The sequence below is a fragment of the Streptococcus mitis genome (genome assembly GCF_002860865.1).
GTDB classification, from domain to species: domain Bacteria; phylum Bacillota; class Bacilli; order Lactobacillales; family Streptococcaceae; genus Streptococcus; species Streptococcus mitis_AT.
Genome location: NZ_PKIE01000002.1, coordinates 123,112 through 147,716, shown reverse-complemented (window position 1 = coordinate 147,716; position 24,605 = coordinate 123,112). Strand labels below are relative to the sequence as shown.

Sequence of the window (24,605 nt, the reverse complement as noted above, 5' to 3'; positions counted from 1 at the left end):
AGCTCTTCAAGGTTTTAAAATCCAGTCACGGTAATCCCTAGCAGGCGGACACCTCTTTCTTTCTCGCTTAATTCTTCATAGAGTTGTAGGGCTATTTGGCTTATCTGACTAGCATCCTGTGTTTTTTGAGCTAGACTTTTTCGTTTAGTGAGAGTTGAAAAGTCCTCGTAGCGAATTTTCAAAATGACAATTTTTCCAGCTTTTTCTTGTTGACTGAGATTGAGAGCGACTCTTTCTGATAGGAGAGTCAGCTCTTTTTTGATGTCTTCTTCGGCACGGAGAATCTTTCCATAGGTTTTTTCCTTGCCGATTGATTTACGAATACGATTGGATTTGACTGGAGAGTTGTGAATGCCACGAGCCTTTCGATAAAGGTCATAGCCCAGTCTTCCAAAACGGTCTATTAGGGTCATTTCAGGAACTTTAAGTAGATCAGCGCCGGTAAAAACACCCATTTGATGAAGTCTTTCCACTGTCTTTTTTCCTACTCCATGAAACTTGGAAATATCCATTTGTTTTAGAAAGTCCTCAGCCTGGTCAGGTAGAATCACTGTCAGACCATGTGGTTTTTGATAATCACTAGCCATTTTAGCTAAGAATTTGTTGTAGGAAACGCCAGCAGAAGCAGTTAGATGGAGTTCTTGCCAGATATCCTCTTGAATGAGGCGAGCGATTTTGACCGCTGATTTGATACCGAGTTTATTTTCTGTTACATCCAAATAGGCTTCGTCAATGCTCATAGGTTCTATTAAATCTGTATAGCGCTTAAAAATAGCTCGAATCTGTAGTCCCACAGCTTTGTATTTTTCATAATTTCCTGAGATGAAGACGGCCTGGGGACAGCGTTCATAGGCTTCCTTGGAACTCATGGCAGAATGGACACCAAAAGCTCGTGCCTCATAGCTACAGGTAGAAACGACTCCCCGTCCACCTGTTTGCCGAGGGTCGCTTCCGATAATGACAGGTTTTCCTCTGAGTTTAGGATTATCTCTGATTTCCACCGCAGCAAAAAAGGCATCCATGTCAATGTGGATGATTTTTCTTGACAGATCATTTAACAAAGGAAAAATCAACATGCCTAGCACCTTTTTACTGCTTATTTTCTTTTATTATACCCTTTTTTCTGAAAAAAGGAAAAAAGGCTTTATTTTTTTCAAAAATATAATACAGTTTGGAACGAAATACAGACTGTTTTAGAAAAGAAAGTGTAAAAATAGGGATATTCCGCTTGTTGAAAACGATTACTGTATGGTATACTTGTCTCATGAATGTAACAGATGGTTGTTACTAGAAAGAAAAAAGAGGACATTAACATGGTTGTTAAGACAGTTGTTGAAGCACAAGATATTTTTGATAAAGCTTGGGAAGGCTTCAAAGGAGTAGATTGGAAAGAAAAAGCAAGTGTATCACGCTTTGTACAAGCTAACTACACACCTTACGATGGAGACGAAAGCTTCCTTGCAGGACCAACAGAACGTTCACTTCACATCAAAAAAATTGTAGAAGAAACTAAGGCTCACTACGAAGAAACTCGTTTCCCAATGGACACTCGTCCAACATCTATCGCTGATATCCCTGCTGGATTTATCGACAAAGAAAACGAAGTTATCTTCGGTATCCAAAACGATGAACTTTTCAAATTGAACTTCATGCCAAAAGGTGGTATCCGTATGGCTGAAACTACTTTGAAAGAAAATGGATACGAACCAGACCCAGCTGTTCACGAAATCTTCACTAAATACGTAACAACAGTTAACGACGGTATCTTCCGTGCCTACACTTCAAACATTCGTCGCGCACGTCACGCACACACTGTAACTGGTCTTCCAGATGCATACTCACGCGGACGTATCATCGGTGTTTACGCACGTCTTGCTCTTTACGGTGCAGACTACTTGATGCAAGAAAAAGTAAACGACTGGAACGCAATCGAAGAAATCGATGAAGAAACAATCCGTCTTCGTGAAGAAATCAACCTTCAATACCAAGCATTGCAACAAGTTGTTCGTTTGGGTGACCTTTACGGAGTTGACGTTCGCAAACCAGCGATGAACGTTAAAGAAGCTATCCAATGGGTTAACATCGCCTTCATGTCTGTCTGCCGTGTTATCAACGGTGCTGCTACATCTCTAGGTCGTGTGCCAATCGTTTTGGACATCTTTGCAGAACGTGACCTTGCTCGTGGTACATTTACTGAATCAGAAATCCAAGAATTCGTTGATGATTTCGTTATGAAACTTCGTACAGTTAAATTTGCTCGTACAAAAGCTTACGACCAATTGTACTCAGGTGACCCAACTTTCATCACAACTTCTATGGCTGGTATGGGTAACGACGGTCGTCACCGTGTTACTAAGATGGACTACCGTTTCTTGAACACTCTTGACAACATCGGTAACTCTCCAGAACCAAACTTGACAGTTCTTTGGACTGATAAATTGCCATACAACTTCCGTCGCTACTGTATGCACATGAGCCACAAACACTCTTCTATCCAATACGAAGGTGTAACAACAATGGCTAAAGACGGATATGGTGAAATGAGCTGTATCTCATGCTGTGTGTCTCCACTTGACCCAGAAAATGAAGAACAACGCCACAACATCCAGTACTTCGGTGCGCGTGTAAACGTATTGAAAGCCCTTCTTACTGGACTTAACGGTGGTTACGACGATGTTCACAAAGACTACAAAGTATTTGACATCGAACCAATCCGTGACGAAGTTCTTGAATTTGAATCAGTTAAAGCTAACTTTGAAAAATCTCTTGACTGGTTGACTGACACTTACGTAGATGCTTTGAACATCATCCACTACATGACTGATAAGTACAACTACGAAGCTGTTCAAATGGCCTTCTTGCCAACTAAACAACGTGCTAACATGGGATTTGGTATCTGTGGATTTGCCAACACTGTTGATACATTGGCAGCTATCAAATACGCTACAGTTAAACCAATCCGTGATGAAAATGGCTACATCTACGATTACGAAACAATCGGAGAATACCCACGTTGGGGTGAAGATGACCCACGTTCAAATGAATTGGCAGAATGGTTGATCGAAGCTTACACAACTCGTCTACGTAGCCACAAACTTTACAAAGACGCAGAAGCTACTGTATCACTATTGACAATCACATCTAACGTTGCTTACTCTAAACAAACTGGTAACTCACCAGTCCACAAAGGTGTATACCTCAACGAAGATGGTTCTGTGAACTTGTCTAAACTTGAATTCTTCTCACCAGGTGCTAACCCATCAAATAAAGCTAAAGGTGGATGGTTGCAAAACTTAAACTCACTTTCTAGCCTTGACTTTAGCTATGCAGCTGATGGTATCTCATTGACTACTCAAGTTTCACCTCGCGCTCTTGGTAAGACTCGTGACGAACAAGTTGATAACTTGGTAACAATCCTTGATGGTTACTTTGAAAACGGTGGACAACACGTTAACTTGAACGTTATGGACTTGAACGATGTTTACGAAAAGATCATGTCAGGTGAAGACGTTATCGTACGTATCTCTGGATACTGTGTAAACACTAAATACCTCACTCCAGAACAAAAAACTGAATTGACACAACGTGTCTTCCACGAAGTTCTTTCAATGGATGATGCCTTGGATGCGTTGAGCTAATCAAGTTCTTGAATAATGAAATAAGGAACCCTCGGTCAGTCGACTGAGGGTTGTTTTTTGGGATCTTAAATTCCTTAATACTCTTCGAAAATCTCTTCAAACCACGTCAGCTTTATCTGCAACCTCAAAGCACTGCTTTGAGGTTGTAGATAAGACTGACGAAGTCAGTTACATATTTCTACGGCAAGGCGAAGCTGACGTGGTTTGAAGAGATTTTCGAAGAGTATGAAAATAAAAACACCACACTTTGTTAGATACAAGGTGTGGTTGTATTTTATCTCTTAGACCAAGTTCTCTTCATAAAGAGAAGTAGGATTGGATAAATCTCCAAGCGCCCTGCAATCATTGCAAAGGAGAGGAGAATTTTTGAGATAGGACTAAAGATTGCAAAGCTAGAAGTGGTTCCTAGAATAGGTCCTATATTATTGAAACAGCTAAAGACAGCACTGGTTACAACCAGAAAATCATTGCTATCTAGGCTGACAATAAAGATAAGCGCTAGCAAAATCATAGAATAGATGACAAAGTACTTGAGAATCTTATGCTGGGTATCTTTGTCAATCACCGTTTTATTAACATGGAGGGTCAAAACACGGTGGGGAGATAGGATTGACAAAATCTGATTTTTAGCAATTTTTGAAAGGATGAGGCCTCGAATAACCTTGAGTCCACCTGCGGTTGAACCAGCAGAACCACCGATTCCCATGAGGAAGAGGAGGATAAACTGGGAGAAGAGGGGCCAGTTGGTAATGTCTCCGTAACCAAAACCAGTCGTTGTAATGATATTGGAAACCTGGAAGAAGGCCATTTCAAAGCTCTTGGAAAATCCTGGGTAGAGATAGAGGGTATTGAGGCTAATCAAGCCTGTAGAAACCATCACGATGACCAAGTAAGCCCGAAGTTCTTCATCTCCAAAGAAGGCCTTGACGCGACGGAGCATAAGGTAGTAGTAGAGATTGAAATTTACCCCAAAAACCAAAACTCCTATACTAACCAGATAGGTAATCAGTGAGCTACCATAGTGGGCGATTCCATCGTTATAGACGGTAAAGCCTCCTGTACCTGCTGTCCCCATGGCAATGACAAAACTATCAAATAGGGGCATGCCAGCTAGATAATAGATGATGACAAAGAGGGAGAAGAGAGCTAGATAAAGGAGATAGAGAATCTGGGCAGTGTTTTTTAGTTTGGATACTACTTTACCAAAAACAGGGCCAGGAACCTCAGCCTTCATCACTTCTAGGTGACTATTCTTGGCATTGTCCATAATAGCAAGTGCAAAAACAAGCACCCCCATCCCTCCAATCAAGTGGGTAAAACTGCGCCAGAAGAGGAGGGAACGACTGAGAACCGAAACGTCGTTCAGAATAGTTGCTCCAGTAGTTGTAAAGCCAGAACTGATTTCAAAAAAGGCATCGATAACGCTGGGAATTTGTCTAGCAAAGACAAAGGGGAGACCGCCAAAGAAAGACCAAAGGATCCAACAGAGGGCAACAATCAAGACTCCCTCCTTGGCATAAATCCGTTGATTTTTTGGTTTTTGTAAAATTCCTGAACCGCCTAGTAATACGAGAATTCCAATTGTTGTAAAGAGAGCTGTAAAGACTTGGCTCGATTCGTGGTAATAGACAGCGATAGCCACAGGAACCAAGAGGAGAACAGCTTCAATCAAAAGTAACTTTGAAAGGAGGTAACGAATCATACTTTTATTCATCTCTTACCTCGCGATCAAGTCATAAATCTTGGTGATGTTTGGCAACAAAGTTGTTACTAGGAGCTTGTCTCCAACTTCCAACATATCCTCTCCAGTTGGGAAAATAGTCTTGCCCTTTCGAATGATGGCCGCAATAAGAACCCCTTTTTTCAGTTTGAGTTGAGAAAGAGGTTTGGCAGTCATCTTATTAGCTTCCTTGATATGGAATTGCAGGGTTTCGATTTGGCCATTGGCTAGATGGTGCATGGCTTGAAGGTCTGAATACTGGGCATTAACCCGACCACGAATAAAGTGCATGATTGTATCTACAGCGATGCTTTTAGGTGTGATGATACTTGAAAAATCAGGCGCATTGATAATCTCGAGGAGACTGGTACGATTGACCTTGGTGATATTTTTTTGTACACCTACCCTGTCAAGGAACATAGAGGTAATCAGATTTTCCTCATCGACTCCTGTTAGAGTCGCAACGGCATCATAGTTTTGAGCACTTTCTTCCAGCAGGATATCTTTTGCGGTACCATCTCCTTGAACGATATAGAGATTTGGGAATTTCTCGCTAAAGAAGCTGGCGATTTCAGGATTGATTTCAATAACCTTGGTATCGATACGACTGTCTTGGAGGATACCTAGTAGATAATAGGCAATTCTACCAGCTCCAACAATAAGAAGACTTTTCACGGCACGAGACTTGAAATAATTATGGAAGAGCATCATGTCAACACGGTTACCAGTGACAAAGATTCTATCTTTATCCTGTACAGTCATGTCGCCACTTGGAATGATAATTTGATGATCCCTCTCTATCGCACAGACAATGACATTGCCGAATTTTTTCCGAAAATCAGAAATGGGCATTTGGCAAAGACCACTGGAGGATTTAACAGTGAATTCCATCAAGCTGACCCGTCCACCAGCAAAGCGTTCGACAGACAGGGCGTTGGGGAAGTCAATGATATTGGCAATAGCACGGGCAGCCAGGAGCTCAGGATTAACGATAAGAGAAAAACCGAGGATATTCTTTTCCTTGAAATAAGAGTTAGAATATTCAGGGTTCCGCACCCGAACGATGGTCTCTTTAGCTCCCATTTTTTTTGCTAGAACGGCTGCAATCATGTTCACTTCATCGTATTCAGTCAGGGCGATAAAGATATCACAATCCTGGACACTGGCTTGCTCAAGGATGGTAAAATCGGCCCCGTTACCAAGGATACCCATGATATCAAAGCGATTGACAATATGATTGAGGACAGCTTCGTTTTGTTCAATCAGTAAAACATCATGCTTTTCTGCAACCAAGGAGCGACAGAGGGCAAAACCAACTTTTCCCCCTCCGACAAGGATAATTTTCATAATAAAACCTACTTCTTCATTATGTAACTATCATACCTTTTTTCAAGAAAAAATGCACCTACTAGCTAATCACCAGAGTTTTTAGCAGGAAATTTGCTATAAGGTAAAACTATACCCTAATCAATTGAAATAGCTATTAGCACCTTTCTCTGAAATATGGTATGATAAAGGATATACAAGGAGATAAAATGAATAATAATTTACTGGTATTACAATCAGACTTTGGTCTGGTTGATGGTGCGGTATCGGCTATGATTGGAGTGGCTTTAGAAGAGTCTCCAACCTTAAAAATTCATCATTTGACGCACGATATCACGCCTTATAATATTTTTGAGGGGAGTTACCGTCTCTTTCAGACGGTGGATTACTGGCCTGAGGGAACGACATTTGTATCGGTGGTCGATCCAGGTGTCGGCTCGAAACGTAAGAGTGTGGTTGCCAAGACTGCAAAAAATCAATACATTGTCACGCCAGACAATGGGACGCTTTCTTTTATCAAGAAACACGTTGGCATTGTAGCTATTCGTGAGATTTCTGAGGTAGCTAATAGGCGTCAAAACACAGAGCATTCTTATACCTTCCACGGTCGTGATGTTTATGCTTATACTGGTGCTAAACTAGCCAGCGGTCACATTACTTTTGAGGAAGTGGGACCAGAGCTCAGTGTGGATCAGATTGTGGAACTTCCAGTCGTAGAGACCATCATAGAAGATCATCTGGTGAAGGGAGCTATTGATATTCTGGATGTGCGTTTTGGTTCGCTTTGGACCTCTATCACGCGAGAAGAATTTTACAAGCTGGGACCAGAATTTGGTGATCGTTTTGAAGTGACTATCTATCATGCAGATATGCTGGTCTATCAAAATCAGGTTGTCTATGGCAAATCATTTGCAGATGTGAGAATTGGGCAACCCATCCTTTACATCAACTCTCTCTATCGTTTAGGTCTGGCTATCAACCAAGGTTCCTTTGCCAAGGCTTATAATGTAGGTGTCGGTTCATCTTGGACCATTGAAATAAAGAAAATAGAAGGATAAAATAGGAGAATAAATAGTATGGAAATCAAATTTACAATTAAACAAGTTGTTGCTGTCGGAATTGGCGCTGCCCTCTTTGTCGTCATCGGGATGATCAATATTCCGACCCCTGTTCCAAATACAAGCATTCAACTTCAGTATGCGGTACAAGCGCTACTTTCTATCATTTTTGGACCGATTATCGGTTTGCTTGTCGGGGTGATTGGTCATGCAATCAAGGACTCTCTTGCTGGTTACGGTCTGTGGTGGACTTGGATTATCGCTAGTGGGCTCTTTGGTCTAGCTGTGGGGCTATTTAGAAAGTACGTTCGCGTGATCAATGGTGTCTTTGACTGGAAAGATATTCTTATTTTTAACCTCATTCAACTACTTGCAAATGCCCTTGTTTGGGGTGTCTTGGCACCACTTGGAGATGTTGTGATTTATCAAGAAGCTGCAGAAAAAGTATTTGCCCAAGGAATTGTTGCGGGAATTGCTAATGGTGTATCTGTAGCTATTGCAGGAACTCTTCTCTTGCTTGCCTATGCAGGAACTCAAACTCGTGCAGGAAGTTTGAAAAAGGACTAAAATGATGGGGAAGGCTGGGCAACCAGTCTTTTTCGATGTTTATATATTAGTTAGGCAAGTAAGCTAGGATAGGAATCTTTTGGGCGCTAAGATTTTAAGAGAAGAGACTGCAAGAAGGGGTAGATTTATGATAAAATAGAAGTCTAAGAAGCGAATGAAGAGAGTAAGATGAAAGAAGCTATAATTGAGTGGAAGGATTTCTCTTTCCGGTATGAAACACAACAAGAACCGACCTTGCAAGGGGTGGATTTGACTATTTATAAGGGAGAGAAAGTCTTAATTGTTGGGCCATCTGGGTCAGGTAAGTCTACCTTGGGTCAATGTTTGAATGGGATTATTCCCAATATTTACAAGGGTCAGATGTCTGGAGAATTTTTGATCAAGGGGCAAGCAGCCTTTGATATGAGCATCTACGATAAATCTCATCTGGTCAGTACAGTTTTGCAGGATACTGATGGGCAGTTTATCGGCTTGTCCGTGGCAGAGGACTTGGCTTTTGCTCTAGAAAATGATGTAACAAGTCTAGAAGAGATGAAAAGCCGTGTTCATAAATGGGCTGAAAAGCTGGACCTTCTTTCTTTACTGTCTCAGCGTCCCCATGATTTGTCTGGTGGACAAAAGCAGCGGGTCAGTCTGGCTGGTGTCTTGATTGATGAGAGTCCGATTCTCTTGTTTGATGAGCCACTCGCCAATCTGGATCCCAAGTCAGGTCAGGACATTATCGAATTGATTGACCAGATTCATAAGGAAGAAGGAACGACGACTCTTATTATCGAGCACCGTTTGGAGGATGTTCTGCATCGCCCTGTCGATCGTATTGTCTTGATCAATGATGGTCGTATTCTCTTTAATGGTATCCCTGACCAACTACTGGCGACTGATTTATTGACACAAAATGGAATTCGGGAACCCCTTTATCTAACCACTCTCCGTCAATTAGGTGTGGATTTAGACAAGGAAGAACAGTTAGCAAATTTGGACAACTTGTCTATCTCAAAAGGCCAGGTTCAGTTGCAGACTGAATTGGTAAAAGAAACCGTAGAATTGCAGTCACTCTTTAAATTAGAGGACGTGTCCTTTTCTTATGATGATAGACTGATTTTAAAATCCCTACATTTAGATATTAAAAAGGGTGAAAAAATTGCCATTGTCGGAAAAAATGGAGCAGGGAAGTCAACTCTAGCCAAGGCCTTAAGTAGCTTTATCCAGACGGAAGGTCGCTATCTTTGGGAAGGACAGGATATAAAAGGAGATTCTGTTGCAGAGCGGGCGGAACGAGTAGGCTATGTGCTACAAAATCCTAATCAAATGATTTCAACCAATATGATTTTTGATGAGGTGGCTCTGGGACTACGTTTGCGAGGTGTGGACGAGCAGGAAATTAAAACAAGAGTCTATGAAACTTTGAAAATCTGTGGTCTCTATGAATTCCGTAATTGGCCCATTTCTGCCCTGTCATTTGGACAGAAAAAACGTGTCACTATTGCATCGATTTTGGTCTTAGGGGCTGAAATTATCCTCTTAGATGAACCGACAGCAGGTCAAGACCAGAAGAATTATACTGAGATTATGGAATTTCTCGAAGAGTTGCATCAAAAAGGTCATACCATTGTCATGATTACGCATGATATGCAATTGATGCTGGATTATTCAGACCGAGCTCTTGTCATGGTGGATGGGGAATTGATTGCCGATACTGATCCAGCTAGTCTTTTGAGTAATCCTGAGTTGTTAGTAAAAGCCAACCTAAAAGAAACTTCAATCTTTAACTTGGCCAAGAAACTCGACGTGGATCCACTTGCTTTAACGGCATTTTACAAAGAAAGGAGAGAAGGATGCAAGCTAAATTAATCGGTTACCAGCATAGAGATACTGTGATTCATCGCTTGTCAGGAGCTGGGAAACTCCTCTTTTTCATTCTCGTGTCATTGGCGGCCATGATTAGCTATGATACCAGATTGCTTGTTCTGATTGCTATTTTTTCGGTCTTTCTTCTCTATTTGTCAGAAATTCGTTTTAAAGATGTTTCCTTTGTGGCCGTTTTTGCGACGGTATTTGCCATTTTAAACGTTTTGATGGTCTATCTCTTTTCTCCCGAGTATGGGGTTGGACTTTACGGAGAGAGAAGTGTGATTTGGCAGGGAATCGGTGACTACACTCTGACTAGTCAAGAGCTTTTTTATCTGCTAAATCTGGCTATTAAGTACCTTTGCACCATTCCTCTAGCTATTATCTTTTTGATGACAACCCACCCTAGTCAGTTTGCTTCCAGTTTAAATCAAATTGGTGTGTCCTATAAGATTGCCTATTCTGTCAGTCTAACCTTGCGCTATATTCCAGATTTGCAGGAAGAATTCTTTACTATCAAGATGTCTCAGGAAGCGCGTGGGATGGAATTATCCAAGAAAGCTTCTCTTATGCAACGAATCAAAGGCAATCTGCGCATTATCACTCCCTTGATTTTTAGCTCGTTAGAACGGATTGATACCATCGCGACCGCCATGGAGCTTCGACGCTTTGGGAAAGAGAAAAAACGCACTTGGTATAGTTATCAGGCCTTGAAAAAAGGAGACTATCTTACCTTGCTCTTGGCAGCCTTGTTTTTAGTAGCTAGTTTACTACTTATCTTGCAGAATCAGGGACGATTTTACAACCCTTGGAAATAGCTTGAAAAAATTGAAAAAGTCAAGTCGTTTCTATTGACAATGATTCTGAAAGTGTTATACTAAGAAAGTAGTTTCGCTGATTTACTTCAAACCTGTTGTGAGGTAAGTTAACGATGCCTTAACCACGCTGTTTGCTGAGCTTGACTCCGGGCAGTGTGGCTATTTTTTTGCAATGGTGAAAGGAAGCAAGTCATGACAAATCACATTGTATTATTTGAACCACAAATTCCACAAAATACAGGCAATATTGCGCGTACTTGCGCTGCGACTAATTCTCCCCTCCACATCATCAAGCCAATGGGCTTTCCTATTGACGACCGCAAGATGAAGCGAGCTGGATTGGATTATTGGGATAAACTAGAGATTTATTTTTACGAGAGTTTGGAGGATTTCATGTCTCAGATGAAGGGCAAACTCTATCTGATTTCGAAATTCGCTGAGAAAGTCTATTCTGAGGTGGATTTATCGACTAACGAAGACCATTATTTTCTTTTTGGACGTGAAGACAAGGGTTTACCTGAGGACTTTATGCGCGAACATCCTGAGAAGGCTCTCCGTATTCCTATGAATGATGAACACGTCCGCAGTCTCAATGTCTCTAATACCGTCTGTATGATTGTCTACGAAGCCCTTCGACAGCAGAACTTTGCAGGTCTTGAGCTTGTTCATACCTATGAAGTGGATAAATTGAAATAAAAAATGAAAATGAACAAAATGCTTGCGCTTGCAAGCGTTTTTTGTTATGATAAAAGAGTCTTCAGGGCAGGGTGTGATTCCCGACCGGCGGTAAATTTGACTAGCTATTTTAGCTTTCTCGTCGTTGTCTTGTCTCGATATACTTTAAGTATTATCTTCGACTGCGACGCCTAGATAAATCTAAAATATCTTAGCCAAATAAGTCCGCGAGCGCAAGCTGATGTGGTGAGATTCCACAACCGACAGTATAGTCTGGATGGGAGAAGACGAAAGAATAGCTTTGTCTGTTCTGATAGATTTATAGCCAAACTGTAACCGCTTGCTCAACGGAGTTAGAGGGAACTTTTGGGATATAAAAAGTGAGAATAGATAGAGGAATCCTTTCCAACTTCTTCTGATTTTATAGAAAATTGGAGGAACCTGTTATGACAAACACACGTCGACTTTCGACCATTGCAATTCTATCAGCCATCTCATTTGTGCTGATGTACTTTGACTTTCCGCTCTTGCCAGCGGCATCCTTCCTCAAGATCGAATTTAGTATCTTGCCAGTCCTTGTGGGTTTGGTGGTCATGGATTTGCCTGCTGCTTTAGGAGTTCTCTTGCTTCGCTCACTCTTGAAACTGCTTCTTAACAGTCAGGGAGTGAATACTTACATTGGTTTGCCGATGAATATCGTGGCTTTGGGAGTTTTTGTCATCGTATTTGCTTTGATTTGGAAAAAGGAACGGACAACCCTTCGTTTCCTACTAGGCTCTCTAGCTGGAACTATTGGTTTGACCGTAGCTATGTTGGTTCTCAACTATGTTTACGCTGTTCCTTTGTACGCTAAGTTTGCTAACTTTGATATTGGAAAAATTTTGGGACTGTCCAACTACCTAATGACTATGGTATTGCCTTTTAACTTGATTGAGGGTGTAATCTTTTCCGTTTCATTCTGGTTGTTGTATGTTCTCTTGAAACCAACCTTAAAACATTATGAAAGATAAACAAACATTTTTAATGAAGGGCAGTTTTGCCCTTTTACTTTTCGTTATTCTTGGCTATATTGTCAAATTTTACCCTGAAACGCTGGTCGGTTTTGACCAACCGATTCAGACTGCCGTTCGAGGAGACTTACCAGATTATTTGACTATTCTTTTTAGGGCCATCACACGCTTGATTGATATTCCGGTGATTATCACTTGGGTTGTCATCGTAGCCTTTATCTTTTATCGTAAGCGATGGAAGATAGAAAGTTTCTTCATGCTGGGAAATCTGGCTTTGGCAGGTCTTTTAATCGTGACCTTTAAAAATATCTACCAGCGCCCACGGCCAGCTATTTTACACTTGGTTGAGGAGAAGGGATTTTCTTTTCCAAGTGGCCATTCTCTGGCTGTAACCTTGATGGTCGGCTCTCTGATTGTCATTCTCAGTCAACGGATTAAAAATCCAGTCTGGAGAAAAATCGTGCAAATTGTGCTAGGTCTCTACCTAGTCAGTGTGCTGGTATCAAGGGTCTATCTGGGAGTTCATTACCCATCAGATGTACTTGCCAGTCTCTGTGTCGGCTTGGGAGTCTTGTTTATCGAGTTTCCCTTTTATGATAAGCTCCGCTTCCAATGGCGATTTAAAGGCAAGCAGAAGTGAGTATCAAATTCCCTTGAGGAGAAAGAAATGAAAGTCAACATAAAAGATCTTCATCCAACTCAACTCTACCTATCAGAGAAGAAGTTACAAGGTATTCAGAGGCTTTACAAGTCGGCAGAAACAATCAATGTTGTTCCAATCAGTATTCTTGCCTTTGGAGATTGCTTGTTGATTACAGATGGGCATCACAGGGCTTATCAGGCTTTATTGGCAGGTCGGGATACGATTTCTGCTGAGTGGGATAGAGATGGTGGTGATGAACTATATCACCTCTATGCGCAAGCTTGTGAGGAAAGAAAGATTTACTCTGTTCTGGATTTAAAAAATCATATCTTAGCTCAAGATGAGTATGAAGCAAAATGGTATAACTGGTGTGATGGTTTTAATCAAGCAACAACTCTCTTATTGAAAAGGAAAGCTGATGAAACAGATTTTACAAATAGATAATGCACTACGTCTCGTTCCTTATTGTAAGGTCAATCATTGTGAGGAAGCTTTTGCTTGGTATCAGGATGTGAACTTGGTTTACCTCGTAGATGGGGTAAAGCTTCCTTACAGTCAAGAAACTTTGGAAGCCATGTATTCCTATTTGGATCAGCACGGTGAACTTTTTTGGATTGAAGTCAAGGAGAAGGGAGAATGGTTTCCAATTGGGGATGTTACACTATCTCAGGATAATCTCCCCATTGTGATTGGGAATTCCGCTTACCAACATCGAGGACTTGGAAAAAAGATTCTAAGTACTTTGATTGAATTGGCTCGAGTAAAAGGATGGAAAGAATTGAGAGTCAAGGAAATCTACACTTACAATCATGTATCTAGGCGCTGTTTCAAGTCGCTTGGATTTGTGGAAAATGGAGCAACAGAAAAAGGAACGAGTTTTATACTGAAATTAGTCTAATCTAACTTGTTTTTTAACTAAAAATCTGATAAACTAAGTAGTAATTGAATAGAAATCTGCAAGACTAGTAACTCAAGGGAAGTATATCAGGGAGGAGAGCCGTGACTGTAAGCTCTCTATATGAAAGCTGGGTGAATTCACTTGTGCATGGATTTAGAAATGAAGGTCTGACTTGTCAGATGAAAACGGATGGTACCGCGTGTCAACGCTCCGAGTGGAGTTTTTGGCATGTGGTTTTCTTTTTATCTACGAGAGACTGATGGAGGAATTATGTCAACTATTGAAGAACAATTAAAAGCGCTTCGTGAAGAAACGCTGGCTAGCTTGAAGCAGATTACTGCTGAAAATAAAAAAGAGATGCAAGATTTGCGTGTCTCTGTCCTTGGTAAAAAGGGTTCGCTTACTGAAATCCTCAAAGGGATGAAAGATGTTTCTGCTGAGATGCGTCCAATCATTGGGAAACACGTCAATGAAGCTCGTGATGTCTTGACAGCAGCCTTTGAAGAAACAGCTAAGCTCTTGGAAGAAAAGAAAGTCGCGGCTCAACTTGCTAGCGAGAGTATCGATGTGACGCTTCCAGGTCGTCCAGTTGCGACTGGTCACCGTCACGTTTTGACACAAACCAGTGAAGAAATCGAAGATATTTTCATTGGGATGGGTTACCAAGTCGTGGATGGTTTTGAAGTGGAGCAAGACTACTATAACTTTGAACGTATGAACCTTCCCAAAGACCACCCAGCTCGTGATATGCAGGATACTTTCTATATCACTGAAGAAATCTTGCTCCGTACCCACACGTCTCCAGTGCAGGCGCGTGCTATGGATGCCCATGATTTCTCTAAAGGTCCTTTGAAAATGATCTCACCAGGGCGTGTGTTCCGTCGTGATACGGACGATGCGACCCACAGTCACCAGTTCCACCAAATTGAAGGCTTGGTTGTTGGGAAAAATATCTCTATGGCAGACCTTCAAGGAACCCTTCAGTTGATTGTGCAAAAAATGTTCGGTGAAGAGCGTCAAATCCGTCTGCGTCCATCCTACTTCCCATTCACAGAGCCATCTGTTGAGGTGGATGTTTCTTGCTTCAAGTGTGGTGGAGAAGGCTGTAACGTATGTAAGAAAACAGGTTGGATCGAAATTATGGGTGCCGGTATGGTTCACCCACGTGTCCTTGAAATGAGTGGTATCGATGCGACTGTTTACTCTGGATTTGCCTTTGGTCTTGGTCAAGAGCGTGTAGCTATGCTCCGTTACGGAATCAACGATATCCGTGGATTCTACCAAGGAGATGTCCGCTTCTCAGAACAGTTTAAATAATGATTAGAAAAGTAGAAATGGCAGATGTTGAGGTGTTGGCGAAAATTGCCAAACAAACCTTTCGTGAAACATTTGTTCATGATAATACGGAAGAGCAGTTACAGGAATACTTTGAAGATGCTTATAGTCTGAGAGTTTTGTCTACTGAGTTGGAAAATCCAGAATCCGAAACCTATTTCATTATGCATGAAGAGGAGATAGCTGGTTTTCTCAAAGTCAACTGGGGAAGTGCTCAAACTGAGAGAGAATTAGAGGATGCTTTTGAAATTCAACGCCTCTATGTGCTACAAAAATTCCAAGGATTTGGATTCGGTAAGCAACTGTTTGAATTTGCTCTTGAACTTGCTACAAAAAATAGTTTTTCCTGGGCTTGGTTAGGTGTTTGGGAGCATAATACAAAAGCTCAAGCATTTTATAATCGATATGGTTTTGAAAAATTTAGCCAACATCATTTTATGGTTGGTCAAAAAGTAGATACGGATTGGTTACTGAGAAAGAAATTAAGGTAAGAAGATGATTCTTCTATTGAAATGATAGGAAAGGAAAAGAACCAGAGTGGCAACTGTCATTCTGGAGAACTAAATTATGCTTGTATCTTATAAATGGTTAAAAGAATTGGTGGACATTGATGTGCCATCACAAGAGTTGGCTGAAAAAATGTCAACTACAGGGATCGAGGTAGAAGGTGTCGAATCACCTGCTGCTGGTCTCTCAAAAATTGTCGTCGGTGAGGTCTTGTCTTGCGAAGATGTGTCAGAAACTCACCTCCATGTTTGTCAGGTTAACGTTGGAGAAGAAGAAGCCCGTCAAATCGTCTGTGGTGCACCGAATGTGCGTGCAGGCATCAAGGTCATGGTGGCACTTCCGGGAGCTCGCATCGCTGACAATTACAAGATCAAAAAAGGGAAAATCCGCGGTCTTGAGTCACTTGGGATGATCTGTTCACTTGGTGAATTGGGAATTTCTGACTCAGTTGTACCTAAGGAATTCGCAGATGGCATCCAAATCTTGCCAGAAAATGCCGTTCCAGGTGAGGATGTCTTCTCATACCTAGACTTGGATGATGAAATCATCGAACTTTCTATCACACCCAACCGTGCAGATGCCCTTTCTATGCGTGGGGTAGCTCACGAAGTAGCAGCTATCTACGATAAGGCAGTCAACTTTAAAGAATTTACTCTTTCAGAAACTGACCAAGCTGCAGCAGATGCTCTTTCTGTGGGCATTGAGACAGACAAGGCGCCTTACTATGCCGCTCGTATCTTGGACAATGTGACTATCGCACCAAGTCCACAATGGTTGCAAAACCTTCTCATGAACGAAGGAATCCGTCCAATCAACAACGTAGTGGACGTGACAAACTACATCCTGCTCTACTTTGGTCAACCAATGCATGCTTTTGACTTGGATACCTTTGAAGGGAGTGACATCCGTGTACGTGAAGCGCGTGCTGGTGAAAAATTAGTGACCTTGGATGGTGAAGAACGTGACTTGGAAACAAATGACCTAGTCATCACTGTCGCAGACAAGCCAGTAGCCCTTGCAGGTGTTATGGGTGGTCAAGCAACAGAAATCTCTGAAAAGTCTACTCGTGTTGTTCTTGAAGCTGCTGTTTTCAATGGCAAATCAATTCGTAAGACCAGCGGTCGTCTTAACCTTCGTTCTGAGTCATCTTCTCGCTTTGAAAAAGGCATCAATGTGGCAACAGTCAATGAAGCCCTTGATGCGGCAGCTAGCATGATTGCAGAGCTTGCAGGTGCGACGGTACGTAAAGGTATCGTTTCAGCAGGTGAGCTTGATACCTCTGATGTGGAAGTTTCTTCAACTCTTGCTGATGTTAACCGTGTCCTCGGAACTGATCTTTCTTATGCTGATGTAGAAGACGTCTTCCGTCGTCTTGGCTTTGGTCTTTCTGGAAATGCAGACAGCTTTACAGTCAGCGTACCACGTCGTCGTTGGGATATCACCATCGAAGCAGACCTCTTTGAAGAAATCGCTCGTATCTATGGATATGACCGCTTGCCAACTAGTCTACCAAAAGACGATGGGACAGCTGGTGAATTGACTGCGACACAAAAACTCCGCCGTCAAGTTCGTACGATTGTTGAAGGAGCAGGTTTGACAGAAATCATCACCTATGCTCTAACAACTCCTGAAAAAGCAGTTGAGTTTACGGCTCAACCAAGCAACCTTACTGAACTCATGTGGCCAATGACAGTGGACCGTTCTGTCCTCCGTCAAAATATGATTTCTGGTATCCTAGATACAGTTGCTTACAATGTGGCTCGTAAGAACAAAAACTTGGCCCTTTACGAGATTGGAAAAGTCTTTGAACAAACTGGCAATCCAAAAGAAGAACTTCCAAATGAGATCAACAGCTTTGCTTTTGCCTTGACAGGCTTGGTTGCTGAAAAAGATTTCCAAACAGCAGCAGTTCCAGTTGATTTCTTCTATGCTAAGGGAATCCTTGAGGCCCTCTTTGCTCGTTTGGGACTCCAAGTAACCTATACGGCAACATCTGAAATCGCTAGCCTCCACCCAGGACGTACAGCTGTGATTTCACTTGGTGATCAGGTTCTTGGTTTCCTTGGCCAAGTGCATCCAGTCACTGCTAAGAACTACGATATTCCAGAAACTTATGTGGCTGAGCTCAACCTTTCAGCCATCGAAGCCGCCCTTCAACCAGCTGCTCCATTTGTGGAAATCACGAAATTCCCAGCAGTCAGCCGTGACGTTGCCCTTCTTCTCAAGGCAGAAGTGACCCACCAAGAAGTTGTGGACGCTATCCAAGCTGCCGGCGTGAAACGTTTGACAGATATCAAACTCTTTGACGTCTTCTCAGGCGAGAAATTGGGACTAGGTATGAAGTCAATGGCTTATAGCTTGACCTTCCAAAATCCAGAAGACAGCTTAACGGACGAAGAAGTAGCACGCTACATGGAAAAAATCCAAGCCTCTCTCGAAGAAAAAGTCAATGCAGAAGTGCGTTAAGTTATTAGAATTTGAAATGAAAATTTAGACTTAAACATAAAAAACGAATAAAACTAGTTTTCTGGAGAGTCAGGATTCTATTTTGTTCGTTTTTTTTGTTTTTGAATCCTATACTCTTCGAAAATCTCTTCAAACCGCGTCAACATCGCCTTTCCGTATATATGTGACTGACTTCGTCAGTCTTATCTACAACCTCAAAACAGTGTTTTGAGCAACCTGTGGCTAGTTTCCTGGTTTGTTTTTTGAAAATGATTAAGTTTAACGTCGAAATGTTTGCTTTATTTATATAATAATGATATCATTTTTAGTGATAAGATTGGGTGTAGAGTATTTACTTACTTATAGTACAGCGTCTTTACATGTTAAGATTATCATTTAGACTAATGTCATAAAATTAATAATATAAAGGAGTCTTTATAGATGGGAAATAATCATTCTATGAGTCGAGTAGAACGCTCACGTCGTGAGAAGGTAACTCGCTACTCTGTTCGAAAAGTCAGTTTTGGTGCGGCTAGTGTAGCGGTTGCAGCATTTTTCATGTTTTTGGGAAATGGCGCAGTGTATGCAGCAGAACCAAACGTAACAGCAACAGATTCTGCCCTAGCAGCTACTCCAACTAATAATCAGGTGGATGAAAATTCGGGTGCCAGTGACTCGACTGCTCCTAAACCTCAAGCAGACACAACTACTCCAACACCTGCTGATGCAAGCTCAACATCAGTGGAGTCAGCTCCTGCTTCAAAAGTTCAAGACGAAAAACCTGCTCCAACTCCTGTTGCTGAAGCAGCATCCGTAACTCCAGCTCCTGCTTCAACAACAGAAGAAGTAGAAGAAAAAGCTACGCCTGCCTTGGATAAAAAACAGCTGGAAGATTACGTAGCAGAAATTGATGCTAAATTAGCCTCAGGTAGCTATGCTACTAAGACAGATGAAAGTGTAGCAACCCTTAAAGAACATCTAGGATTAGCAAAACTTGCCCTAACAACAGCCAAAAGTCAAGACGAGTTGACAAAAGCTTATAGACGACTCTTTATGACAGTGAACAGCGGTTTACGTAGTAAGCCTAAAGTGCAAGTGGAAAGTCCTAAACTAGATACCACAGAAGGGAAAGCGACTGTCGGTAAGAAAGCCAACAATACTGAGAAAGCTACGGAAAGCAACTCTATTGCAAATTCAGGACAACATGATTCACGTAATGGACAAGCTCTAGATGCAAACAATCCATTCCGAACAGATGCACCCCCTAGCACGTCAGCAAGTACAGATCCCTTAGCTACGAATGCGACAAATGTAGCTATTGTGAATGGTAATTTTAATGATACTAGCCAAGGAGCAGTACTTCCAACTGCAACATCAGATCCTATTACTGTTAAGAACGATATCAGTAAATTAACAGGATGGAAACCTGTTAATTCAACAACAACAACAGTTCCTCTTATTTGGACTCCGAAAGCATCTCAATATGCTGATGGATTTCCGGGTGATAAAGGTTCTAGAATAGGAGCTGTTTTAGCAGTATATCCAGGGAGAGGATCGGGTAGTGGTAATCCAAAACCTGAGTTTGGTCCTATTTATCAAGATATTGATGTAGTTGGTGGCCAAGAAGTGAAGGTAACTTGGAGAGGATCAACAGTAAATATAAATGGTGGTAATAATGGAGCAAAACTAGTTGTTAAAAACCCAGAAACAGGAGAAGTACTAGGTCAGTATGCAAGAGGTTATTCTGGTACTCCGATGGGAGAAATGTCTGTGCTTGTAAACGTTCCTAAAGGATTAACAAAATTAAGACTTCAATTTGAAACAGCTCTTAATAGAAGTACAGAAAATCATACTGGTGATAATAGTTACAATAGACCAGCTATATCATCTGATGAGAATGCAGGAGGAGTTGTAAGTAATGTTCGTGTTGCTAGTGGTTCATATCTTGTATCCGAAGTTGTAAACACTACTTATGAATCTACAGCTACTTCTGCTACTTCTGCTACTGTGGATACCACTGTGACTGTAAAAGTTATTAATAAAGGATTCTCAACTTCTACAAATAATCAATATAGAGTTGAGTTGCCAGAGGGGGCAAAATTAGTTGGAACAACAGGTACAAGTTCTGCTCAACTAAATGGAACTAGTTTGACTCTTGATTTTAACAATTTGGACCCTAAACGAGAACAGACTTTAACGTATACTTTTAGTTTGCCAACTACCAAACCAATTGAAAAACAATTAGAGGGGACAGTTTCTTATCAAACTTCAGGAAATCTGATTGATAACGGGACTAAAAAAACAGGTAGTGATACAGTTGCACAACAAACAGTTAAAATTAATATGTATAAAGCTGACCTACAAGAGGAAGCAGCAAAAGCGGCAACTTTAAATCAAAGTGATTATACACCTGAAGCATGGGCTGCCTATCAAGCAGAAGTGGTTAAGGCTCAAGCGATTTTGAATGAAGAAACAAACAATGTAGAAATAGCAAATCGCAAAAATCAAGCGGATATCAATGCACAGACTTTGTTGCTTCAAAAAGCTCAAGCTAAATTAGAAATTGATAAGGCTAAGAAAATTAAATTAGCAGCAATTGAAGGAACTCCAAACGCAACGAAAGAAGAAAAAGATGCGGCTAAACAAGCAGCACAAGACGCAGCAACAAAAGCAGATCAAGCAATTGATGCAGCAACTGACAATGCAGGAGTAACTAAAGCTCAAACAGAAGGAACAGCAGCAGTAGAAGCTGTCAACCCAACAGTAGCAGTTAAAGATGCGGCTAAAGCAGAAGTAGCGAAAAAATTAGAAGAAAAATTAGCAGCAATTGAAGGAACTCCAAACGCAACGAAAGAAGAAAAAGATGCGGCTAAACAAGCAGCACAAGACGCAGCAACAAAAGCAGATCAAGCAATTGATGCAGCAACTGACAATGCAGGAGTAACTAAAGCTCAAACAGAAGGAACAGCAGCAGTAGAAGCTGTCAACCCAACAGTAGCAGTTAAAGATGCGGCTAAAGCAGAAGTAGCGAAAAAATTAGAAGAAAAATTAGCAGCAATTGACGCTCGTACAGACTTGACAGATGACGAGAAGAAAGCAGCTAAAGAAGCAGCTAAAGATGCAGCAGATAAAGCTAAAGCAGCAATTGATGCAGCAACAGAGGATGCAGAAGTAGATAAAGCTAAAGAAGCTGGTACTGGCGCAGTTGAAGCAATCAATCCAGAAGCCAAAGCTAAACCAGAAGCTAAGGAAGCAATCGACGACGTTCTTAAAGCTAAGGAATCAGCAATTGACGCTCGTACAGACTTGACAGATGACGAGAAGAAAGCAGCTAAAGAAGCAGCTAAAGATGCAGCAGATAAAGCTAAAGCAGCAATTGATGCGGCAACAGACGATGCAGCATTGGATAAAGCTAAAGAAGCAGGAACTGGTGAAATCGCCAAAGTTAACCCAGTAGCTAAAGAAGCAGCTAAGAAAGCAGTAGCGGATGAATTAGCTAAGAAAGCAGCAGAAATCGCTGGCCGTAACGACCTCACAGACGAAGAGAAAGCTAAAGCCAAAGAAGAAGCTCAAGCGAAAGCTAAGGAATCGACAGATGCAATCGATGCTCAACCAAGCAACGCAGAAACACCAGAGAAAGCAGCAGAAGCTCAAACAGCAGTAGATGGTGCTAAAGATAAAGGTGTAGCAGATGTTAAAGCTGTGAGTCCAGAAGCCAAAGCTAAACCAGAAGCTAAGAAAGCAATCGATGACGCTCTTAAAGCTAAGGAATCAGCAATTGACGCTCGTACAGACTTGACAGATGACGAGAAGAAAGCAGCTAAAGAAGCAGCTAAAGATGCAGCAGATAAAGCTAAAGCAGCAATTGATGCAGCAACAGACGATGCAGAAGTAGATAAAGCTAAAGAAGCTGGTACTGGCGCAGTTGAAGCAATCAATCCAGAAGCCAAAGCTAAACCAGAAGCTAAGAAAGCAATCGACGACGTTCTTAAAGCTAAGGAATCAGCAATTGATGCTCGTACAGACTTGACAGATGACGAGAAGAAAGCAGCTAAAGAAGCAGCTAAAGATGCAGCAGATAAAGCTAAAGCAGCAATTGATGCAGCAACAGACGATGCAGAAGTAGATAAAGCTAAAGAAGCTGGTACTGGCGCAGTTGAAGCAATCAATCCAGAAGCCAAAGCTAAACCAGAAGCTAAGGAAGCAATCGACGACGTTCTTAAAGCTAAGGAATCAGCAATTGACGCTCGTACAGACTTGACAGATGACGAGAAGAAAGCAGCTAAAGAAGCAGCTAAAGATGCAGCAGATAAAGCTAAAGCAGCAATTGATGCGGCAACAGACGATGCAGCATTGGATAAAGCTAAAGAAGCAGGAACTGGTGAAATCGCCAAAGTTAACCCAGTAGCTAAAGAAGCAGCTAAGAAAGCAGTAGCGGATGAATTAGCTAAGAAAGCAGCAGAAATCGCTGGCCGTAACGACCTCACAGACGAAGAGAAAGCTAAAGCCAAAGAAGAAGCTCAAGCGAAAGCTAAGGAATCAACAGATGCAATCGATGCTCAACCAAGCAACGCAGAAACACCAGAGAAAGCAGCAGAAGCTCAAACAGCAGTAGATGGTGCTAAAGATAAAGGTGTAGCAGATGTTAAAGCTGTGAGTCCAGAAGCCAAAGCTAAACCAGAAGCTAAGAAAGCAATCGATGACGCTCTTAAAGCTAAGAAATCAGCAATTGACGCTCGTACAGACTTGACAGATGACGAGAAGAAAGCAGCTAAAGAAGCAGCTAAAGATGCAGCAGATAAAGCTAAAGCAGCAATTGATGCAGCAACAGACGATGCAGAAGTAGATAAAGCTAAAGAAGCTGGTAAAGGAGCTGTAGAAGCTGTGACACCAGTAGCAAAAGCAGCAGCTAAGCAAGCAATCGATGATGCATTGAAAGCCAAAGAAGCAGAAATTGATGGCCGTAATGATCTCACAGATGGAGAGAAAGCCAAAGCCAAGGAAGCTGCTCAAGCGAAAGCTAAGGAAGCAACAGCTGCAATTGATTCTCAACCAGATGCAGGAACAACACCAGAGAAGGCAGCAGAAGTTCAAACAGCAGTAGATGGTGCTAAAGATAAAGGTGTAGCAGATGTTAAAGCTGTAAATCCAGAAGTTGTTAAACGGAATACAGGTGCGAATATTGTAACACCGGTAGCGCAGGATCAAACAGTTAAACCAGCCAACAAGTCTAAAGATTCAGAAGGCGTTAAGGCTCCATCAGCGACATCAGTTAAGGATCCAAGCGACTTGACAGACGCTGAAAAAGCTAAAGTAGCAGAAGAAGTTAAGCAATCTAACCCAACAGCAACAGATGTTAAAGTAGGTAAAGATGGAACAACAACTGTAAGCTTCCCAGATGGCTCAACAGCAGTAATTCCAGCTGATAAAGCAGTAGTGAAAGCTAAAGATTCAGAAGGCGTTCAAGATCCATCAACAACAGCAGTTAAAGATCCAAGCAACTTGGCAGACGCTGACAAAGCTAAGGCAGCATCTAATGCTAGCCAAGCAACATCAGCACAATCAAATGCGCGTAAAGCGGCTAAAGAATTGCCAAATACAGGTACAGCAGATTCTACTGTAGCTATGGTAGCAGCAGCTGCAAGTGCATTACTTGGTCTCGGTCTTGCAGGCCGTCGTCGTAAAGAAGACGAAGAAGCTTAATTGGTAGATTATTTGATAATTATCAGATGATAAGTCCGATTTTCAAAGTTTAAACAAGTACCTCTCACAAGAAAATCTCCTAGCAGGAAAACCTGCTAGGAGATTTTTGATACAGGTAAATTGAGTAGTGAATCTAAATCCTAAATTTCATGAGGTAATGAGAGTTTTGGTCAACTTGATTTCAAAATTTTTAGGTCTAGGAATGACTATTCATATAGAGATAGGTAATTCTTCAAAGATGGTAGTCATATAGAGGACGATAGTTGTTAAGTAATGTTTTAATGGATAGTAGTTGCTATTTGATGATGTTTTATGTCAAATTAAATAGATAAGATTTTTATTTTTGACAAACGAGAACATATGATGTAATGATTTTTAGGGAAAAGCTATTTGGAATAAAGGACTTGCTCAAAT

The 24,605-nt window shown here is 41.5% G+C and carries 17 protein-coding genes and 1 riboswitch; of the genes, 14 read left to right on the top strand and 3 right to left on the bottom strand.

Going from position 1 to position 24,605, the window contains the following annotated elements:
* Window positions 1-14: 14 nt before the first annotated feature.
* Window positions 15-1,076: a DNA polymerase IV gene (dinB, locus tag CYK18_RS05070; protein WP_101785463.1), complete on the bottom strand. Its 1,062-nt coding sequence runs from the start codon at window positions 1,074-1,076 to the stop codon at window positions 15-17.
* Window positions 1,077-1,313: 237 nt separating this feature from the next.
* On the opposite strand from dinB, the gene pflB reads away from it, so the two are divergent.
* Window positions 1,314-3,638, top strand: a complete 2,325-nt coding sequence (pflB, locus tag CYK18_RS05065; RefSeq protein WP_000260630.1) for a formate C-acetyltransferase — start codon at window positions 1,314-1,316, stop codon at window positions 3,636-3,638.
* Between the two features lie 274 nt (window positions 3,639-3,912).
* Here the strand turns inward: pflB and CYK18_RS05060 are convergent, their stop codons facing one another.
* Both CYK18_RS05060 and trkA read right to left on the bottom strand, forming a co-directional pair.
* The gene (locus CYK18_RS05060; protein WP_101785461.1) at window positions 3,913-5,352 is read right to left on the bottom strand and encodes a TrkH family potassium uptake protein; all 1,440 of its coding nucleotides are present in this window, start codon (window positions 5,350-5,352) and stop codon (window positions 3,913-3,915) included.
* A gap of 3 nt (window positions 5,353-5,355) precedes the next feature.
* Window positions 5,356-6,705: a Trk system potassium transporter TrkA gene (gene trkA, locus CYK18_RS05055; protein ID WP_101785459.1), complete on the bottom strand. Its 1,350-nt coding sequence runs from the start codon at window positions 6,703-6,705 to the stop codon at window positions 5,356-5,358.
* A gap of 188 nt (window positions 6,706-6,893) precedes the next feature.
* Here trkA and CYK18_RS05050 point away from each other — a divergent pair, with 188 nt between their 5' ends.
* The 13 genes from CYK18_RS05050 (at window position 6,894) to CYK18_RS04990 (ending at window position 24,191) form a co-directional block, all read left to right on the top strand.
* Window positions 6,894-7,742: an SAM hydrolase/SAM-dependent halogenase family protein gene (locus tag CYK18_RS05050; protein WP_101785457.1), complete on the top strand. Its 849-nt coding sequence runs from the start codon at window positions 6,894-6,896 to the stop codon at window positions 7,740-7,742.
* A gap of 18 nt (window positions 7,743-7,760) precedes the next feature.
* The gene (locus CYK18_RS05045; RefSeq protein ID WP_101785455.1) at window positions 7,761-8,309 is read left to right on the top strand and encodes an ECF-type riboflavin transporter substrate-binding protein; all 549 of its coding nucleotides are present in this window, start codon (window positions 7,761-7,763) and stop codon (window positions 8,307-8,309) included.
* A 168-nt stretch (window positions 8,310-8,477) separates the two neighbouring features.
* Window positions 8,478-10,160, top strand: a complete 1,683-nt coding sequence (locus CYK18_RS05040; protein WP_101785453.1) for an ABC transporter ATP-binding protein — start codon at window positions 8,478-8,480, stop codon at window positions 10,158-10,160.
* Window positions 10,145-10,975, top strand: a complete 831-nt coding sequence (locus tag CYK18_RS05035; protein ID WP_084953523.1) for an energy-coupling factor transporter transmembrane component T family protein — start codon at window positions 10,145-10,147, stop codon at window positions 10,973-10,975. Before CYK18_RS05040 ends, CYK18_RS05035 begins: the two co-directional genes overlap by 16 nt.
* Window positions 10,976-11,167: 192 nt before the next feature.
* The gene (locus tag CYK18_RS05030) at window positions 11,168-11,671 is read left to right on the top strand and encodes a tRNA (cytidine(34)-2'-O)-methyltransferase (RefSeq protein WP_000181389.1); all 504 of its coding nucleotides are present in this window, start codon (window positions 11,168-11,170) and stop codon (window positions 11,669-11,671) included.
* Window positions 11,672-11,724: 53 nt separating this feature from the next.
* A riboswitch (FMN riboswitch) is annotated at window positions 11,725-11,943 on the top strand.
* Window positions 11,944-12,096: 153 nt separating this feature from the next.
* Window positions 12,097-12,660 carry an ECF transporter S component gene (locus tag CYK18_RS05025; protein WP_000185834.1) on the top strand — a complete coding sequence of 188 codons (564 nt, stop codon included), beginning with the start codon at window positions 12,097-12,099 and terminating at the stop codon, window positions 12,658-12,660.
* Window positions 12,650-13,300 (top strand): phosphatase PAP2 family protein, encoded by a 651-nt coding sequence (locus tag CYK18_RS05020; protein ID WP_101785451.1) that lies wholly within the window; start codon window positions 12,650-12,652, stop codon window positions 13,298-13,300. The genes CYK18_RS05025 and CYK18_RS05020 overlap by 11 nt, the downstream gene beginning before the upstream one ends.
* A gap of 27 nt (window positions 13,301-13,327) precedes the next feature.
* Complete coding sequence (locus CYK18_RS05015) at window positions 13,328-13,747, top strand: chromosome partitioning protein ParB (RefSeq protein WP_101785449.1); 420 nt, start codon at window positions 13,328-13,330, stop codon at window positions 13,745-13,747.
* Entirely contained in the window at window positions 13,722-14,201 is a 480-nt protein-coding gene (locus CYK18_RS05010; RefSeq protein WP_101785447.1) for a GNAT family N-acetyltransferase, read from the top strand. Before CYK18_RS05015 ends, CYK18_RS05010 begins: the two co-directional genes overlap by 26 nt.
* Before the next feature lie 270 nt (window positions 14,202-14,471).
* The gene (gene pheS, locus CYK18_RS05005; RefSeq protein ID WP_031237702.1) at window positions 14,472-15,518 is read left to right on the top strand and encodes a phenylalanine--tRNA ligase subunit alpha; all 1,047 of its coding nucleotides are present in this window, start codon (window positions 14,472-14,474) and stop codon (window positions 15,516-15,518) included.
* Complete coding sequence (locus tag CYK18_RS05000; RefSeq protein ID WP_101785445.1) at window positions 15,518-16,027, top strand: GNAT family N-acetyltransferase; 510 nt, start codon at window positions 15,518-15,520, stop codon at window positions 16,025-16,027. Before pheS ends, CYK18_RS05000 begins: the two co-directional genes overlap by 1 nt.
* 76 nt (window positions 16,028-16,103) lie before the next feature.
* Window positions 16,104-18,509, top strand: a complete 2,406-nt coding sequence (pheT, locus tag CYK18_RS04995) for a phenylalanine--tRNA ligase subunit beta (protein ID WP_101785443.1) — start codon at window positions 16,104-16,106, stop codon at window positions 18,507-18,509.
* Window positions 18,510-18,929: 420 nt separating this feature from the next.
* On the top strand, window positions 18,930-24,191 hold the full coding sequence (locus CYK18_RS04990; RefSeq protein ID WP_101785441.1) for a SasC/FmtB family protein: 5,262 nt from the start codon (window positions 18,930-18,932) through the stop codon (window positions 24,189-24,191).
* Window positions 24,192-24,605 lie beyond the last annotated feature (414 nt).

Bases quoted from the DNA above. Each gene is read 5' to 3' on its own strand.
- pheS (WP_031237702.1), top strand. From the start codon at position 14,472: ATGTCAACTATTGAAGAACAATTAAAAGCGCTTCGTGAAGAAACGCTG.
- CYK18_RS05045 (WP_101785455.1), top strand. From the start codon at position 7,761: ATGGAAATCAAATTTACAATTAAACAAGTTGTTGCTGTCGGAATTGGC.
- CYK18_RS05015 (WP_101785449.1), top strand. From the start codon at position 13,328: ATGAAAGTCAACATAAAAGATCTTCATCCAACTCAACTCTACCTATCA.
- CYK18_RS05010 (WP_101785447.1), top strand. From the start codon at position 13,722: ATGAAACAGATTTTACAAATAGATAATGCACTACGTCTCGTTCCTTAT.
- CYK18_RS05030 (WP_000181389.1), top strand. From the start codon at position 11,168: ATGACAAATCACATTGTATTATTTGAACCACAAATTCCACAAAATACA.
- CYK18_RS05050 (WP_101785457.1), top strand. From the start codon at position 6,894: ATGAATAATAATTTACTGGTATTACAATCAGACTTTGGTCTGGTTGAT.
- CYK18_RS05020 (WP_101785451.1), top strand. From the start codon at position 12,650: ATGAAAGATAAACAAACATTTTTAATGAAGGGCAGTTTTGCCCTTTTA.
- dinB (WP_101785463.1), bottom strand. From the start codon at position 1,076: ATGTTGATTTTTCCTTTGTTAAATGATCTGTCAAGAAAAATCATCCAC.
- CYK18_RS04990 (WP_101785441.1), top strand. From the start codon at position 18,930: ATGGGAAATAATCATTCTATGAGTCGAGTAGAACGCTCACGTCGTGAG.
- pflB (WP_000260630.1), top strand. From the start codon at position 1,314: ATGGTTGTTAAGACAGTTGTTGAAGCACAAGATATTTTTGATAAAGCT.
- CYK18_RS05040 (WP_101785453.1), top strand. From the start codon at position 8,478: ATGAAAGAAGCTATAATTGAGTGGAAGGATTTCTCTTTCCGGTATGAA.
- trkA (WP_101785459.1), bottom strand. From the start codon at position 6,705: ATGAAAATTATCCTTGTCGGAGGGGGAAAAGTTGGTTTTGCCCTCTGT.
- CYK18_RS05025 (WP_000185834.1), top strand. From the start codon at position 12,097: ATGACAAACACACGTCGACTTTCGACCATTGCAATTCTATCAGCCATC.
- CYK18_RS05035 (WP_084953523.1), top strand. From the start codon at position 10,145: ATGCAAGCTAAATTAATCGGTTACCAGCATAGAGATACTGTGATTCAT.
- pheT (WP_101785443.1), top strand. From the start codon at position 16,104: ATGCTTGTATCTTATAAATGGTTAAAAGAATTGGTGGACATTGATGTG.
- CYK18_RS05060 (WP_101785461.1), bottom strand. From the start codon at position 5,352: ATGAATAAAAGTATGATTCGTTACCTCCTTTCAAAGTTACTTTTGATT.
- CYK18_RS05000 (WP_101785445.1), top strand. From the start codon at position 15,518: ATGATTAGAAAAGTAGAAATGGCAGATGTTGAGGTGTTGGCGAAAATT.